At 69.4% G+C, this 16,846-nt stretch carries 14 protein-coding genes; all 14 read left to right on the top strand.

The genetic code is table 11. The features are described 5' to 3' along the window. Positions 1 to 14 precede the first annotated feature (14 nt). Complete coding sequence (locus ASE15_RS14215) at positions 15 to 677, top strand: TetR/AcrR family transcriptional regulator (protein WP_082618462.1); 663 nt, start codon at positions 15 to 17, stop codon at positions 675 to 677. Between the two features lies 1 nt (position 678). Then, positions 679 to 1,662: a YndJ family protein gene (locus ASE15_RS14210; protein ID WP_056763968.1), complete on the top strand. Its 984-nt coding sequence runs from the start codon at positions 679 to 681 to the stop codon at positions 1,660 to 1,662. Next, positions 1,659 to 2,183 (top strand): DUF1990 family protein, encoded by a 525-nt coding sequence (locus tag ASE15_RS14205; protein WP_056646205.1) that lies wholly within the window; start codon positions 1,659 to 1,661, stop codon positions 2,181 to 2,183. The genes ASE15_RS14210 and ASE15_RS14205 overlap by 4 nt, the downstream gene beginning before the upstream one ends. Before the next feature lie 85 nt (positions 2,184 to 2,268). Then, a complete protein-coding gene (locus tag ASE15_RS14200) occupies positions 2,269 to 3,570 on the top strand; it encodes an N-acetylglucosamine-6-phosphate deacetylase (protein WP_056646208.1) in 1,302 nt (433 codons plus the stop codon). 172 nt (positions 3,571 to 3,742) lie between these two features. Continuing rightward, complete coding sequence (locus ASE15_RS14195) at positions 3,743 to 4,768, top strand: LacI family DNA-binding transcriptional regulator (RefSeq protein ID WP_056763966.1); 1,026 nt, start codon at positions 3,743 to 3,745, stop codon at positions 4,766 to 4,768. Between the two features lie 180 nt (positions 4,769 to 4,948). Next, a complete protein-coding gene (locus ASE15_RS14190) occupies positions 4,949 to 6,217 on the top strand; it encodes an ABC transporter substrate-binding protein (protein WP_369800616.1) in 1,269 nt (422 codons plus the stop codon). 90 nt (positions 6,218 to 6,307) lie between these two features. Then, complete coding sequence (locus ASE15_RS14185; protein ID WP_082618461.1) at positions 6,308 to 7,273, top strand: carbohydrate ABC transporter permease; 966 nt, start codon at positions 6,308 to 6,310, stop codon at positions 7,271 to 7,273. Further along, complete coding sequence (locus ASE15_RS14180; RefSeq protein ID WP_056646218.1) at positions 7,273 to 8,178, top strand: carbohydrate ABC transporter permease; 906 nt, start codon at positions 7,273 to 7,275, stop codon at positions 8,176 to 8,178. Before ASE15_RS14185 ends, ASE15_RS14180 begins: the two co-directional genes overlap by 1 nt. Before the next feature lie 30 nt (positions 8,179 to 8,208). Then, a complete protein-coding gene (gene yicI / locus ASE15_RS14175; protein WP_056763963.1) occupies positions 8,209 to 10,488 on the top strand; it encodes an alpha-xylosidase in 2,280 nt (759 codons plus the stop codon). Positions 10,489 to 10,679: 191 nt separating this feature from the next. Then, entirely contained in the window at positions 10,680 to 12,152 is a 1,473-nt protein-coding gene (locus ASE15_RS14170) for a GH1 family beta-glucosidase (RefSeq protein WP_056763961.1), read from the top strand. Between the two features lie 558 nt (positions 12,153 to 12,710). Beyond that, the gene (gene nrdH / locus ASE15_RS14165; RefSeq protein WP_056646227.1) at positions 12,711 to 12,953 is read left to right on the top strand and encodes a glutaredoxin-like protein NrdH; all 243 of its coding nucleotides are present in this window, start codon (positions 12,711 to 12,713) and stop codon (positions 12,951 to 12,953) included. A 37-nt stretch (positions 12,954 to 12,990) separates the two neighbouring features. Beyond that, positions 12,991 to 13,422, top strand: a complete 432-nt coding sequence (gene nrdI, locus ASE15_RS14160) for a class Ib ribonucleoside-diphosphate reductase assembly flavoprotein NrdI (protein WP_056763959.1) — start codon at positions 12,991 to 12,993, stop codon at positions 13,420 to 13,422. Continuing rightward, positions 13,392 to 15,551 carry a class 1b ribonucleoside-diphosphate reductase subunit alpha gene (nrdE, locus tag ASE15_RS14155; protein WP_369800615.1) on the top strand — a complete coding sequence of 720 codons (2,160 nt, stop codon included), beginning with the start codon at positions 13,392 to 13,394 and terminating at the stop codon, positions 15,549 to 15,551. The genes nrdI and nrdE overlap by 31 nt, the downstream gene beginning before the upstream one ends. A gap of 173 nt (positions 15,552 to 15,724) precedes the next feature. Continuing rightward, the gene (gene nrdF / locus ASE15_RS14150) at positions 15,725 to 16,705 is read left to right on the top strand and encodes a class 1b ribonucleoside-diphosphate reductase subunit beta (protein WP_056763957.1); all 981 of its coding nucleotides are present in this window, start codon (positions 15,725 to 15,727) and stop codon (positions 16,703 to 16,705) included. Positions 16,706 to 16,846 lie beyond the last annotated feature (141 nt).

The raw sequence follows: 16,846 nt of genomic DNA, 5'->3' as shown, positions 1-16,846 counted from the left end.
ACCGGGGCGACCTCGTGAGCCCCACCCCCAAGTCGGAGGAGACCCGGGCCAAGGTCCTCGGGGTGGCCCTCGCGATGCTGCGCGAGCAGGGCTACGAGGCCACGACCATGCGGTCCATCGCGTCCGCGGCGGGCGTGAGCACGGGCAACGCCTACTACTACTTCCCGTCCAAGGACCACCTGGTCCAGGAGCTCTACCTCGACGTCCTGCGTGCGCACCGGGTCGCCGCCGACGAGATCCTCGCGCAGGGCGGGTCCCTCACCGACCGGCTGCGCCGCGTGCTCGACGCGTCGATCGACGTCTTCGCGCCCTACCACTCGTTCGGCGCGGAGTTCGTCTCGGTCGCGATCCGGCCGGGCGCGGCCGCCAACCCGTTCAGCGAGGCGTCGCGCGAGGCTCGCGAGCTCTCGCTCGGGATCTTCGAGGACCTCGTGGCCGGCGCCTCGCCCGCGGTGCCCCCCTCCCTGCGGGCGCAGCTCCCCGAGCTGCTGTGGTTCGCCCAGCTCGGGGTGACGCTCTTCTGGGTCCAGGACTCGTCGTCGGGCACAGCGCGCACGCGGCGCCTGGTCGCAGGGGCGAGCCCGATCGTGGGCAAGCTCGTGCGCCTGTCCCGTCTCCCGGTCGCCCGCGGGGTCGTCGACGACGTCCTGCGCCTGACGTCGTCCCTTCGAGGCTGAGGTGTCCGCATCGACCGCCCTGCTCGTGGACCTCGTGGTCGCGTTCGGGCTCGTCGTGGTCCTCCCGCTCGGGCTGTCGCTGCTCGGGCCTCGCGTCGTGCCCGGGGCGGGCGGGCCGTGGTGGCCCGTTGCCGGGGCGGCGGCCGCCGCCGGGGCGTGGCTCCCGCACGGGCTGTGGGCGCAGGTCGCGACCGCTCCCTTCCTCGTGGGATCGGCGGTGCTGCTCGTCGCCGCGGTCCGCGCGGCGCTCCCCGGCCCGACGGCGCCACGCCCGCTCGGCGTGCGGCTCGCCGTCGGCGTGGCGCTCGCCCTGCCGAGCGTCGGTGCCGCCGCGATGCTCGCCGACCGCGGCGGCTGGGGGCTGCTCGGCTTCTCGGGGACCTACCTCGCGCTGACGGTCCCGCACATGCTCTTCGCGGGGTTCGCCGCGGCCCTGGTCGCGGGGCTCGTCGCCGGGCAAGGTGCCGGGCACGACGACCCCCGCGACCCGGACACTTCCGACACCCACCGGGCCCCGGACCGGGGCCGCGCCGCGCGAGCGGGCGCGTGGGGCGTCCCGGTCGGCACGGGGCTCGTGCTCGTGGGCTACTTCGTGGGTGACGCGGTCGAGCTGGTCGGCGCGCTCGTGCTGACGGGGGCGCTGTGGTGCACCGCGTGGGCCGTCCTCGGGCTCGCGGCCCGGGGCTGGGCGCGAGGACTGCTCGTCACCGGGTCCGTCGCGGTGGCCTGCTCGATGCTGCTCGCGATGTGGTGGGCAGTGGGTGAGGCGACGGGGCTGCCCCACCCGAGCATCGGGCAGATGGCGGCGACGCACGGCGTGGCCAACGCGGTCGGGTTCGCGCTGTGCACGCTGCTGGGGCTCCGAGCGGTCCGGGGCGCGGCGGGGGAGCGGATCGAGCGCAGGGGGCCCGCAGGCCCCGCGCTGCAAGGAACGGCCATCCGGCCACACAGACCCAGCAGGACCCCAGGACGGAGACAGGCATGACGCAGAGCCGCACGACCTACCCAGAGGTGGGTGCGACGCGCGCCCCGGAGCTGCCCGCAGGGTACGCCCACCTCCGCCTGCGCCACCGGCTGTCCGAGCGGCCCTGCACGGTCGCGGAGCTCGGACGCCTGGGCGAGCAGCTCCTGACCTGGCAGGTGCACGCGGCCGCCCACGTGCGGATCGAGACGTCGGCCCCGGTCGCGGAGCCGGGGGGCCGTGTCGTCACGCGGCTCGGCGTGGGCAGGGTGCGGCTCGACGAGCCCTGCGAGATCGTGTGGGTCGAGCGCGAGGAGCAGCGCATCGGGTTCGGCTACGGGACCCTGCCCGGCCACGTGTTCGTGGGCGAGGAGGCGTTCGTGGTCGAGCGGGACGCCGCCGGGGACGTGTGGTTCGTGGTCGACGTCTTCAGCAACCCCGCGGTCCGCTGGGTCTCGGCTCTGCGTCTGTTCGTCCCGACGTTCCAGCGGCTGTACATCGCGCACCTCGCCCGGGCGGCACGCAGGCTCCTGCGTGAGGGCTGACGGGCCGTCTCGGTCCTCGACCGCTGACCGGCAGGTCCGGTGACCATTCGTGCGTCGTCCGAACGAAGTGCGCAAGAATGAGGACATGACGTCGAACGCCGCCCCGCAGCCCATCGTCCCGTCGTCCGCAGGAGCCGCCCGCTCCGCCCTGCGCGGGCGCGTGGTCACCCCGCAGGAGGTCGTCGAGGACGGCGTCGTCGTCCTCGACGGGGCGACGATCGCGTGGGTCGGTGACCGTCGCGACGCGGCTGCCGCCGGGTACGGCGCCGAGGTCGACGCGGCCGACGCTCCCGTCGACGGTCAGGTCGTCCTGCCGGGGCTCGTCGAGCTGCACAACCACGGCGGCGGCGGAGCGAGCTTCCCTGACGCCGAGGACGCGGAGCAGGCGCTCGTCGCGGTGCGCGAGCACCGGCGTCACGGGACGACGAGCCTCGTCGCCTCGCTCGTGACGGCCGAGCGCGAGACGCTCCTGCGCCGGGTCGCGACGCTCGCCGACCTGGGCGACGCCGGTGAGATCGCAGGCATCCACCTCGAAGGACCGTTCCTGTCGGAGGTGCGGTGCGGCGCCCAGAACCCGCACGACATGCTCGCGGGAGACGTCGAGCTGGTCCGGGCCATCGCGGAGGCCGGGCGTGGACACTTCCGCACCATGACGTTCGCGCCCGAGGTCCCGGGGAACACCGGTCCCGGGGGTGTCGTCGAGGCGCTCGTCGAGGTCGGCGCGGTCCCGTCGATCGGGCACACCGACGCCTCGTCCGAGCAGACGGACGCGGCGATCGTCGAGGGGGTCGCGGCCCTCGCGGCGCGTCGAGCAGCGCTGGCCGCGGCGGGCGAGCCGGTAGGCCCCGCGCCGCGCCTGACCGCGACGCACCTGTTCAACGGCATGCGTCCCCTGCACCACCGGGCGCCTGGCCCCGTCGCGGCGTGCCTGGCGGCCGCGGCGCGCGGAGAGCTCGTGGTCGAGCTCGTGGCAGACGGCACCCACCTCGCGGCCGGGACCGTGCGCAGCGTGTTCGAGCTCGTGGGGCCCGACGCGATCGTGCTCGTCACGGACGCCATGGCCGCCGCGGGCATGCCCGACGGCACCTATCAGCTCGGCCCCATGGCCGTGACGGTCGCGGACGGCGTCGCGCGGCTCGACGACGGCACGCCCGAGGGCTCGATCGCGGGCGGCACGTTCCACCTGCTCGACGTGGTGCGGGCGACGACCAGTTTCGGCATCCCGTTGGTCGACGCGGTCAAGGCTGCCTCCTGCACGCCCGCGGGCGTCCTGGGGCGCTCGGACATCGGAGCGCTGGAGGCCGGGCGACGTGCCGACGTCGTCGTGGCCGACGCCGACCTGACGCCCCTCGCGGTGTGGCGCGGGGGAGCGCTGGTGACCGACTGACGCAGGTTGACGCCCGGCCCCGAGCGATCGCTCGGGGCCGGGCCGCCGGTCTGTCACGGGCAGGGTTGACGGATCGCAATAGTTCAGTCAATACTCGTATTCATCGAAGCGCTTCGACGAAGCGCTTCGACAGATTCTCCCCTGAGGGAGCCGACCACGAGGAGGTGGCGAGATGGTGACGATGCAGGACGTTGCCGCCCGAGCGAACGTGTCGCTCAGCACGGTGTCGTACGCGCTCAACGGGACACGCAAGATCTCCGACGAGACGCGCGCTCGGATCGAGGCGGCCATGAGCGACCTCGGCTACCGCCGCAACGCCATGGCCCGTGGGCTCGCCTCGCGCCGCAGCCACGTGCTCGCGCTGATCTTCCCTGCGACCGAGACGGGGATCGGCGGCACGGTCGCGGAGTTCGTCACGGGTGCCACCGCAGCGGCTCGCGAGGCCGGCTACCACCTGGTGCTCTGGCCTTTCGCGGCGCACGAGGCGACAGGGATCCGCGACCTGACCCAGCAGGGGATGGCCGACGGCGTCCTCCTCATGGAGGTCCGTCTCGACGACCCACGGGTCGAGGTGCTCCACGAGGCAGGCGTGCCCTACACGATGATCGGGCGGACGCGAGAGCTGGAGGGCCGCCCGTACGTCGACATCGATTTCGCCGCGACCACCGAGGCGGCGGTCGATCACCTCGTTGTGCTCGGCCATCGTCACATCGCCTTCATTAACCACTCGGCCGAGAGTGCCGCGGCGGGCTACGGTCCGACCCTGCGTGCAGGCGAAGGGTTCGTCGCGGCCATGGAGCGCCGTGGGCTCGTGGGTCGCGACCTCCTGTGCGACGAGACGGCCGAGGCCGGGCGCTCGGCGGTCGGCGAGCTGCTCGAGCAGGACCCGTTGCTCACCGCGTTCGTCACGATGAACGAGATCGCGACGTTCGGTGTCATGTCCGGCCTGCAGGCACGCGGTCTCGCGGTCCCGACCGACGTCTCGGTGCTGGGGATCGTGAGCTCCCCCGGGGTGGGAGCGATGAGCACGCCACCCTTGACCACGATGCATGCGCCGGGCGCTGAGCTCGGGCGCCTCGGGGTGCAGTCCTTGGTTGCACGGATCGACGATGCCGGTCGGGCGCACGCGCCCGTCCTGGTCACGTGCGACCTCGAGGCCGGCGCGAGCGTCGGCCCCGCCCCTGTCCGGGGGACCTGACCCCGGGTGCTCGACCCCGACCCCCGGCCCGACCAGCGGGACGGGGTCACGCCCTCGGCCGTCGCCGAGGGGCACGACCGCCGGCCTCGCCGGTGCAGGACCAGACGATCGGCGCCGACGCCGACGCTCAATGATGAGGAGAAAGTCATGTTGCGTGCACGGAAGCCTCTTGTCGCTGCCTTGGTAGCGCTCCCACTCGCCCTGGCCGGGTGCGCCGGAGGAGGGGGCAGCGGCGGCGACTCCGACGACAAGACCCTCACGATCTGGCACTACGAGTCCGACGAGTCGGCCATGGGTCAGGCCTGGGCACGGGCGATCGAGATCTTCGAGGACGAGAACCCCGACGTCGAGGTGGTCGTCGAGAAGCAGACGTTCGAGCAGATCCAGAAGAACGCCAAGATCGTGCTCACGGGCGACGACGTGCCCGACGTCATGGAGTACAACAAGGGCAACGCGACCGCGGGTCAGCTCGCCTCGCAGGGGCTGCTCACGCCGCTGACCGATGCGGCGAAGGAGCGGGGCTGGGACACCACGCTCAGCGGCTCGCTCCAGACGACCGCGACGTACGACGAGAACGGCCTCATGGGATCGGGCGACTGGTACGGGGTGCCGAACTACGGCGAGTTCGTCGGCGTCTACTACAACAAGGACATGTTCGCGCAGCACGGGCTCGAGATCCCCACGACGCTCGCCGAGCTCGAGACCGCGATGGCGACCTTCCAGGCCGCGGGCATCACGCCGCTCGCCGAGGCCGGCGCCGAGTACCCGCTCGGCCAGCTCTGGTACGAGCTCGTCCTCGCGAACGCCGACCAGGAGTTCGTCGACTCCTACCAGCTCTTCGACGGTGACGTCGACTTCCAGGGCCCCGAGATGACCCAGGCCACCGAGACCCTGGCCGACTGGATCGACAAGGGCTACATCGCCTCCGACTCGGCAGCTCTGACGGCCGAGGACATGGGCGTCTCGTTCATCAACGGCACCTACCCGATGATGGTCTCCGGCTCGTGGTGGTTCGGACGCATCGTCGAGGAGATGGACGCCGACTGGGGCCAGTTCAACTTCCCGGGCAACACGCTCCAGGTGGGCTCGTCGGGCAACCTGTGGGTCGTGCCGACGAACGCGGACTCGAAGTCGCTCGCCGAGGAGTTCATCGACATCACGCTGCGGCCCGAGGTGCAGAACATCCTGGGCGAGGCGGGCGGCCTCCCGGTCGCCGGTGACGTCTCGGCGATCACCGACGAGCGCACCCAGGCGCTGACCCAGAACTTCAACGACATCCTGGCCGCCGACGGCCTCGCGTTCTACCCCGACTGGCCCGTCGCAGGCTACTACGACGTGCTCGTGAGCCAGCTCCAGTCGCTCGTCAACAAGTCCAAGACCCCGGCCGAGGTGCTCGACGGGCTGTCCGGCCCGTACGAGGAGGGCAAGGCGGACCTGCTCGAGGACTGATCAGCGGGCCGGTGCCCCGACGGGCGGGCGACCGCCCGTCGGGTCCGGGACCCGACGACGAGGAACGATCACGAGCGACGAGGAAAGTCCATGAGCACTGTCAAGACGCCGGCCCCCGCGGTCGAGCGAGCAGGAGCCGCGCGCTCGCGGCGCAGCAGACCCCGCTGGGTGGGCTATCTGCCCTACCTGATCCCGGGAGCGGTCGCGTTCACGGTGGTCATCCTGATCCCGTTCGGCATGAACGTGTACTACAGCCTCTTCAAGTGGAAGGGCGGCATGGCCCCGATGAAGTTCATCGGGCTCGACAACTACTCCGCCCTGATGGCAGACGAGCAGTTCTGGACCTCGTTCCGGAACTCGGTCGCGATGATCCTCGCGATGGTCGTGGTCCCGACGCTGATCGGCCTCGTGCTCGCGGCCGTGCTGTTCGACTACCTCGGACGGCGGTTCGGAGGGGGTGTCGCGGCCTTCCTGCGGGCGACGTACTACCTGCCGCAGATCCTGCCCGTCGCCGTGGCAGGCGTGCTGTGGAACTGGATCCTCAACTCCCAGACCGGAGCGCTCAACGTGATCCTGCGCTCGATCGGCATCGACAGCCCGCCGAACTGGCTGGGGTCCACGACCACCGCCCTGCCCACGGTCATGGCGGTTCTGGTCTGGGTCCAGATCGGCTACCCGGTCGTGATCTTCATGTCGGCGCTGCAGCGGGTCGACCCGGAGCTGTACGAGGCTGCCGAGCTCGACGGTGCGGGGTGGTGGCGCCGCTTCGGCGCGATCACGATGCCGCAGATCCGCCCCGAGACCTTCGTCGTCGTCCTGACGTGCACGGTCGCGGCGCTCAAGGTGTTCGGACCGATCTACGTGCTGACCCGCGGCGGCCCCGAGAGCTCGACCCTCGTGCCCAGCTACTACTCGTACCTCAACTTCTTCGACAAGTCGAAGGTCGGCTACGGCGCTGCCGTGTCGACCGTCCTGACCCTGGTGATCGTCGTGGTCGCCCTGGTCATCCTCGCCCTGCAGGCCCGCGCCGAGCGCCGTGAAGAGGGAGGCCGCTGATGGCCACCGACACGCTGAACCCGTCCGTCGAGAAGCCGCAGGAGGCCCAGGTCCTCCGGTCGACCCGTCCCGACCAGCGCCACCACCGGGGTGTCACGCGCTGGTTCGTGCTCGCAGCGGCAGGCCTGTTCGCGCTGCTCATGCTCGCGCCGTTCGTCATCATGCTGCTCAACGCGTTCAAGTCTCCGGCCGAGTACTCGCAGGACGGGCCGCTGAGCCTGCCCACGCACCTGTACCTCGACGGCGTCGTCGCGTTCTGGGAGCGGGTCGACTTCCCGCAGAAGCTGCTCAACTCGATCTGGATCTCGGCCGCGGTCGCGATCGGGGGCACGTTGCTCTCGCTGCTCAACGCCTACGCGATCGGCGTGGGCAGGGTCAAGGGCAGGCTGTGGATCATCATGCTGTTCCTGCTCGCGAACATGCTCCCGCAGGAGGCGCTGGTCTACCCGCTGTTCACCATGGCGCAGCAGGTGGGGCTCTCGAACTCGCAGTGGTCCGTGATCATCATCTTCACGGTCATCCAGTCGGCGTTCGGCACGTACCTCCTCTCGTCGGTGCTGGGGACGTTCCCGCCCGCGCTCCTGGAGGCAGCCGCGCTCGACGGCGCCTCCCGCTGGCAGATCCTGTGGAAGATCGTCTTCCCGGTCGTCCGTCCCACGCTCTCGGTCCTGATGATCTTCTTCTTCATCTGGACCTGGAACGAGTTCTTCATCCCGCTGGTCATGCTCACCACGAACGCGACCCAGACGATCCCCATCGCGCTGGCCTCGCTCCAGGGCGACCGGATGATGGACGCCACGACGACCAACGCGGGCGCCCTGGTCTCGCTCGTCCCCGCCGTCATCTTCTTCCTCATCTTCCAGCGCACCCTGACGCGAGGCGTCACGGCCGGCGCCGTGAAGTGACCGCACCTATCCCGAAGGAACCGAGCAACCATGAAGTTCACCGACGGCTACTGGCAGGTCCGCGACGGCTTCTCGCCGCTGCACCCGGCCCAGGTAGACGACGTCCGCGCCGACCCCGAGGCGGGCACCCTGACGGTGTACGCCCCGACCGCTGTGATCCGGCGTCGTGGTGACACGCTCAACCGGCCCCTCCTGACGATCACCTACTCGTCGCCCGCGCCGGGCGTGATCGGCGTCCGGATCGAGCACCACCGGGGCGGGATCGACCGGGGACCGCGTTTCGAGCTGCACCACGAGGAGGGCTTCCGGCCGGAGGTCTCGGTCGACGAGATCCACGGGGTCCTGCGCTCCGGGCCGCTCGCGGTGCGCGTGCACCGGAAGGGTGGGTGGCGCGTCGACGTCGAGCAGGACGGGCGGGTCGTGACGTCGAGCCTGCACAAGGCGGTCGGCTCGGTGCAGGCCGACGCCGCGCACGGGGGCGCCCACTACGTGCACGAGCAGCTCAGCCTCGCCCCGGGCGAGCAGCTGTACGGGCTGGGGGAGCGGTTCGGGCCGTTCGCGAAGAACGGCCAGACTGTCGACGTCTGGAACGCCGACGGTGGGACCTCGAGCGAGCAGGCGTACAAGAACGTGCCGTTCTACGTCAGCAGCCGAGGCTACGGCGTGTTCGTCGACCACCCGGAGCTCGTGTCGTTCGAGGTGGCCTCGGAGATCAACACGCGTGCCCAGTTCTCGGTCGAGGGGCAGGCGCTCCAGTACTACCTGGTCGCGGGGCCCACGCCCAAGGACGTGCTGACGCGGTACACCGCGCTGACGGGGCGCCCCGCGCGCGTCCCGGGCTGGTCGTTCGGGCTGTGGCTCACGACGTCCTTCACGACGAGCTACGACGAGCAGACCGTGAGCGGGTTCATCGACGGGATGGCCGAGCGGGACCTGCCGCTGTCGGTCTTCCACTTCGACTGCTTCTGGATGCGCGAGTACCAGTGGGTCGACTTCGAGTGGGACCCCCGCACGTTCCCCGACCCCGAGGGCATGCTGAGCCGGCTCAAGGACAAGGGCCTCAAGATCTGCGTGTGGATCAACCCGTACGTCGCCCAGCGCTCGCCGCTGTTCGAGGAGGCGCGGGCGGCAGGTTACCTGCTCCGGACGGCCGACGGTGGAGTGTGGCAGTGGGACAAGTGGCAGGCGGGCATGGGCCTGGTCGACTTCACGAACCCCGACGCGACCGAGTGGTACCTGGGCAAGCTCAAGGGCCTGCTCGACCAGGGGGTCGACTGCTTCAAGACCGACTTCGGCGAGCGTGTCCCGGTCGACGACGTCGTCTGGTCCGACGGGTCCGACCCCGCGAAGATGCACAACTACTACGCACAGCTCTACAACGAGGCCGTCTTCCGGCTCCTCGAGCGCGAGCGGGGCGAGGGGGACGCGGTGCTGTTCGCGCGGTCGGCCACCGCGGGGGGCCAGCAGCTCCCCGTCCACTGGGGCGGCGACTGCGACTCGACGTACGCGTCGATGGCCGAGTCGCTGCGTGGGGGGCTCTCGCTCGCGATGTCCGGGTTCGGGTACTGGAGCCATGACATCGGCGGCTTCGAGGGGGTCCCGGACGCGGGGGTCTTCAAGAGGTGGTTGGCTTTCGGGCTCCTGTCCTCCCACAGCCGTCTGCACGGCTCGGACTCGGTGCGCGTGCCGTGGGCGTTCGACGAGGAGGCGGTCGACGTCACCCGGAGGTTCACGCGTCTCAAGCTCTCGCTCATGCCGTACCTGGCGGGGGTCGCGGAGGAGGCGCACCGGGACGGGATCTCGATGATGCGGCCCATGGTGCTCGAGTTCCCCCACGACCGCGGGGGCTTCGGTGTCGACACGCAGTACATGCTGGGCGGTTCGCTGCTCGTGGCCCCGGTCTTCACGGCCGAGGGCGACGTCGAGGTCTACGTCCCGGAGGGGACGTGGACGAACCTCCTCGACGGGAGCACGGTCTCCGGACCTCGGTGGGTCGCCGAGAGGCACGGGTTCGACTCGCTGCCGCTCCTGGTCCGCCCGGGCACGGTGCTGCCCGTGGGTGCACGCACGGACCGCCCGGACTACGAGTGGGCCGACGGCGTGACCCTGCGCCTGTTCGAGCTGCCCGACGGACACGACTCGACGACCACGGTCCCGTCCGAGACGGGCGACCCGACGACGTTCCGCACGCGCCGCGAGGGCGCGAGGATCACGGTCACGTCCAGCGACGCCCGCGCGCCGTGGGCCGTCCAGCTCGGCGAGCACGTCGTCCGCGCCGAGGGGGCAGGGAGCGTCGAGCTGTCCGTCTGACGCTCCTCCCGCCGCTGTGGGCGAGGGGAGAGGTGAGTGGCGCCGTCGGGCAGGAAGCGCCCTGCCCGACGGCGCCGCTCACCCTGGGCCTCGACGTCGCCCCCGCGCGTGGGTACCCTGATCGAATCGATACGTGAGAGCGCTCCCACGCTTGCACGGACCGTCCATCCCAGAACCACCGAAGGAACACCGTGAGCAACGTCGCCACCCATGCCGACCCCGTCCAGGCCCCCGCGCCCCGCGCCTTCCCGACCGACTTCCTCTGGGGGTCGGCCACCGCCGCCTACCAGATCGAGGGCGCCGCCGCCGAGGGTGGGCGCGGACCGTCCATCTGGGACACCTACTCCCACACCCCTGGCCGCACCCTGAACGGCGACACGGGCGACGTCGCCGACGACCACTACCACCGGTGGGCCGAGGACGTGCAGCACATCAAGGACCTCGGGCTCGGCGCCTACCGGTTCTCGATCTCCTGGTCGCGCGTGCAGCCCGGCGGCACCGGAGAGTTCAACCCCGAGGGCATCGCGTTCTACTCGCGCCTCGTCGACGCGCTGCTCGAGGCGGGCGTCAAGCCCGTCGTCACGCTCTACCACTGGGACCTCCCGCAGGAGCTCGAGGACCGCGGCGGCTGGGCGAACCGCGAGACCGCGCACGCGTTCGCCGAGTACGCGCGCCGCATGGCCCGCGAGCTCGGCGACCGGATCGACGTGTGGACCACGCTCAACGAGCCGTGGTGCTCGGCCTACCTCGGCTACGGCTCGGGCGTGCACGCCCCGGGACGCACCGAGCCCGTCGCGGCGCTCGCGGCCGTGCACCACCTCAACCTCGCCCACGGGCTCGCGTGCCTCGCGATCCGCGACGAGCTGGGCAACGACACCATGACGTCCGTGACGCTCAACCTGCACGTGATCCGGCCCGACGACCCCACGTCGGAGGCCGACCTGGACGCGGTCCGGAAGATCGACGGGCTCGCCAACCGGGCGTTCCTCGGCCCGCTGCTCGACGGCGCCTACCCGGCCGACCTGCTCGCCGACACCGCGCACGTGACCGACTGGTCGTTCGTCCAGGACGGCGACCTCGAGATCGTCCGGCAGCCGCTGTCCGTGCTCGGCATCAACTACTACTCGACGACCAAGGTCCGCCACTTCGCGGGCGACGGCGAGCGCGCGGAGAACGACGGCCACGGCGCATCGAGCCACAGCCCGTGGATCGGGGTCGAGGACGTCGAGTTCGTGACGCAGGCGGGCCCGTACACCGCGATGGGCTGGAACATCGAGCCTGCCGGGATGACCGAGCTGCTCCTCTCGGTGCACCGGGCGTACCCGGGCCAGCCCCTCATGGTCACCGAGAACGGTGCGGCGTTCGACGACGAGGTCACGGTCGACGCCGACGGGACCGCGCGGGTCCACGACGAGCGTCGTGTCGCCTACCTGCACGACCACATCGACGCGGTGGGTGCTGCGATCGACGCGGGGGCCGACGTGCGCGGGTACTTCGCGTGGTCGCTGCTCGACAACTTCGAGTGGGGCTACGGCTACGACCGTCGGTTCGGGATCATCCGCGTCGACTACGACACGCTCGAGCGCACGTGGAAGGACTCGGCGCACTGGTACCGCCGGCTCGCGACGACCTCGCTGCTCCCCGGGGTGGCGGAGGTCGGCTGACAGCGGTCGACGTCGCCGGTGATCTATCTCGCACCTGTCACGGTCGCGGCGCGACACGCCGACGGAACATGACACGCGGGGGAAAACGTGTCCGGCTTGTCTGGTTCGGAGGTCGGTCGTTCCCCGCGTCACCGCGGGGCCGACCGGCGCTCCGGACCTCTTCGTGCGCACTGCACAGCATGTGGACGGAGGGCTTCCACAAGCTGTGGAGAAGTCCTCGGGGCCGCTCGGACAAGCCGTTCGCGGGCTCCTGTACCGGTGGACGACGGGGTGCATCCGGGGGAGTGTCAGTGCCTCCTGGGAGGATGGATCCGTGCTTGTAGCACACTTCGACGCGTCTCGAGGAGGAGGCGGCGAAGATCGTCCGACCACGACATCTAGTGCCGAGCGCGGAACCCGCCCACTAGGTATAGTGGTCAACACCAGGGAGCGATCGCCTCCCCGGCAAAACACACGGTCGTAGTTCCATCAGCGTTCTTCGAGGTCAGGACCCCAGCAGGGAGTCGGCCTGAGCGCCCCCGCTGGAAGCTCGATCCCCTACCCGAGGAGACTGACCAGATGAGCATCACGGTCTACAGCAAGCCGGCTTGCGTTCAGTGCGACGCGACGTACCGCGCCCTCGACAAGAAGGGCATCGAGTACTCCGTCGTGGACATCAGCCAGGACGCCGAGGCACTCGAGCTCGTGCGCGGCCTCGGCTACCTGCAGGCACCCGTCGTCATCGCGGGCGACGAGCACTGGTCGGGCTTCCGCCCCGACCAGATCAACGCTCTCGCGACGAAGGTCGCTCCCGTCGCCTGAACAGCTCGTCCCACCGGTCCCCGCTGCGAGGTGTGACATGGGATCGCTCGTCTATTTCTCCAGCGCGTCGGACAACACCCACCGGTTCGTCCAGCGACTGGGCCTCGAGGACCGTGGCTACACGGTCCACCGCATCCCGCTGCGACCCAAGGACGAGTTCCTGCGGGTCGACGAGCCCTACGTCCTGATGATCCCGACGTACGGCGGCGGCAACGAGGGCGGGGCGGTGCCCCGCCAGGTCATCAAGTTCTTGAACGACTCACACAACCGGTCGTTGATCCGCGGCGTCATCGCCGCGGGCAACACCAACTTCGGCGAGGCCTACTGCATCGCCGGCGACATCATCTCCTCGAAGTGCCAGGTGCCCTACCTGTACGCCTTCGAACTTCTGGGAACAGCCGAGGACGTCGAGCGCGTCCGCGACGGATTGGGACGATTTTGGCAACGACAGTCACGGATTCCAGCGTGAGCACGGTGGCGGCGGGCGTCGAGCTCGACTACCACGCGCTCAACGCGATGCTCAACCTGTACGGCCCCGACGGCGAGATCCAGTTCGACAAGGACCGCCAGGCAGCGCGCCAGTACTTCCTGCAGCACGTGAACCAGAACACGGTCTTCTTCCACAGCCTGGAGGAGAAGCTCGAGTACCTGGTCGAGAACAAGTACTACGACCCCGCGGTCCTCGACAAGTACGACCGCGACTTCGTCAAGACGCTGTTCGAGTTCGCCTACTCCAAGAAGTTCCGCTTCGACACGTTCCTCGGCGCGTTCAAGTACTACACCTCGTACACGCTCAAGACGTTCGACGGCAAGCGGTACCTCGAGCGCTTCGAGGACCGTGTGTCGATGGTCGCCCTCGGCCTGGCGGACGGCAACGAGCAGACGGCGCTCGACATCGTCGAGGAGATCGTCGCCGGTCGCTTCCAGCCCGCGACCCCCACGTTCCTCAACATCGGCAAGGCGCAGCGCGGCGAGCCCGTGTCCTGCTTCCTGCTGCGCATCGAGGACAACATGGAGTCCATCGCACGCGGCATCAACTCCGCGCTGCAGCTCTCCAAGCGCGGCGGCGGCGTGGCCCTGCTCCTGAGCAACATCCGTGAGCACGGCGCCCCGATCAAGCACATCGAGAACCAGTCCTCGGGCGTCATCCCCGTGATGAAGCTCCTCGAGGACTCCTTCTCCTACGCGAACCAGCTCGGTGCCCGCCAGGGCGCCGGCGCGGTCTACCTGCACGCGCACCACCCCGACATCATGCGTTTCCTCGACACCAAGCGTGAGAACGCCGACGAGAAGATCCGCATCAAGACGCTGTCGCTCGGCGTGGTCATCCCCGACATCACGTTCGACCTGGCGAAGAAGAACGAGGACATGTACCTGTTCTCGCCGTACGACGTCGAGCGCGTCTACGGAAAGCCCTTCGCCGACATCTCGGTCACCGAGAAGTACGACGAGATGGTCGACGACGCACGCATCCGCAAGACGAAGATCAAGGCGCGCGAGTTCTTCCAGACCCTCGCCGAGCTGCAGTTCGAGTCCGGCTACCCGTACGTCATGTTCGAGGACACGGTCAACAAGGCGAACCCCATCAAGGGCCGCATCACGCACTCGAACCTGTGCTCGGAGATCCTCCAGGTCTCGACGCCCTCGACGTTCAACGAGGACCTGTCGTACGACCACGTCGGCCGCGACATCTCGTGCAACCTCGGCTCGCTCAACATCGCCAAGACGATGGACTCGCCGGACTTCGCCAAGACCATCGACACCGCGATCCGTGCTCTGACGGCCGTGTCCGACCAGACGAGCATCGAGTCCGTCCCGTCGATCAAGCGCGCCAACGAGTCGGGCCACGCGATCGGCCTCGGCCAGATGAACCTGCACGGGTACCTCGCTCGCGAGCGCGTGTTCTATGGCTCCGAAGAGGGCATCGACTTCACGAACATCTACTTCTACACGGTGGCCTACCACGCGATCGCGGCGAGCAACCGCCTCGCGATCGAGCGGGGCCGCGCGTTCGGCGGGTTCGAGGACTCGACCTACGCCTCGGGCGAGTACTTCGCGAAGTACACGGACCAGGTGTGGGAGCCCGCGACGCCGCGCGTCAAGGAGCTCTTCGAGACCGCCGGCGTGCACATCCCCACGCAGGAGGACTGGAAGGCGCTGGCCGCGTCCGTCAAGGAGCACGGCATCTACAACCAGAACCTCCAGGCGGTCCCGCCGACCGGTTCGATCAGCTACATCAACAACTCGACGTCGTCGATCCACCCGGTCGCCGCCAAGATCGAGATCCGCAAGGAAGGCAAGATCGGGCGCGTCTACTACCCGGCGCCGTACCTGACGAACGACAACCTGGAGTACTACCAGGACGCGTACGAGATCGGCTACGAGAAGATCATCGACACGTACGCCGCGGCGACGCAGCACGTGGACCAGGGCCTGAGCCTCACGCTGTTCTTCAAGGACACCGCGACCACGCGCGACGTCAACCGCGCGCAGATCTACGCATGGCGCAAGGGCATCAAGACCCTGTACTACATCCGCCTGCGCCAGCTCGCGCTCGAGGGCACCGAGGTGGAGGGTTGCGTCTCCTGCATGCTGTGATTGCCCTCGTCGCCTGACGGCGACGTCCACGGGAGGGGCGCCGGTCTTCCCGGGCCGCTCGTGCCTCGCGGCCCCCGCCAGGCCCGACCACGACCGGCGCCCCTCCCGTTCCCGCCGCCCGCAGGACCTTTCGTCTCGTCGCAGGCACCGTGCTGAGAAAGAAGAAGAACGACATGTCACCCACTGGAAAGCTCAAGCTCATCGATCGCGTGTCCGCGATCAACTGGAACCGTCTCGACGACGACAAGGACGCCGAGGTCTGGGACCGTCTCGTCGGGAACTTCTGGCTCCCCGAGAAGGTGCCGGTCTCGAACGACATCCAGAGCTGGGCCACGCTCACCGAGGAGGAGAAGACGCTCACCATGCGCGTCTTCACCGGCCTCACGCTCCTGGACACCATCCAGGGCACCGTGGGCGCCGTGTCGCTCATCCCTGACGCGATCACCCCGCACGAGGAGGCCGTGTACACGAACATCGCCTTCATGGAGTCCGTGCACGCCAAGAGCTACTCGTCGATCTTCTCGACGCTGTGCTCGACGCGCGAGATCGACGAGGCGTTCCGCTGGTCGGAGGAGAACCCCAACCTCCAGCGCAAGGCCGAGATCGTCATGGAGTACTACAAGGGCGACTCGCCGCTCAAGCGCAAGGTCGCGAGCACGCTGCTCGAGTCCTTCCTGTTCTACTCGGGCTTCTACCTGCCCATGTACTGGTCGAGCCGCGCCAAGCTCACCAACACGGCCGACCTGATCCGCCTGATCATCCGCGACGAGGCCGTGCACGGGTACTACATCGGCTACAAGTTCCAGAAGGGGCTCGAGAAGCTCAGCCCCGAGGAGCGTGACGAGATGAAGGCCTACACGTACGAGCTCCTGTTCGAGCTCTACGAGAACGAGGTCCAGTACACCGCTGACCTCTACGACGGCGTGGGCCTCACCGAGGACGTCAAGAAGTTCCTGCGCTACAACGCCAACAAGGCCCTCATGAACCTGGGCTACGAGGCGCTGTTCCCCAAGGACGAGACCGACGTCAACCCGGCGATCCTGTCCGCACTGTCCCCGAACGCCGACGAGAACCACGACTTCTTCTCCGGCTCGGGCTCGTCCTACGTGATCGGCAAGGCCGTGAACACCGAGGACGACGACTGGGACTTCTGATCCCGCCCGTCAGCACCGCACTCATGGGCTGACGACGATCGAACGACGGACGCCCCGCAACTCCGGAAGGAGCGGCGGGGCGTCCGTCATACCCAGGATCGGTGGCGTCGGCAGGGCCCGACCAGCGCGGCCGGCGAACCG

The sequence above is a fragment of the Oerskovia sp. Root22 genome (assembly GCF_001429135.1).
GTDB lineage: Bacteria > Actinomycetota > Actinomycetes > Actinomycetales > Cellulomonadaceae > Oerskovia > Oerskovia enterophila.
The sequence above is the reverse complement of the archived record's forward strand: the minus strand, read 5'-3'. Positions and strand labels throughout refer to the sequence as shown.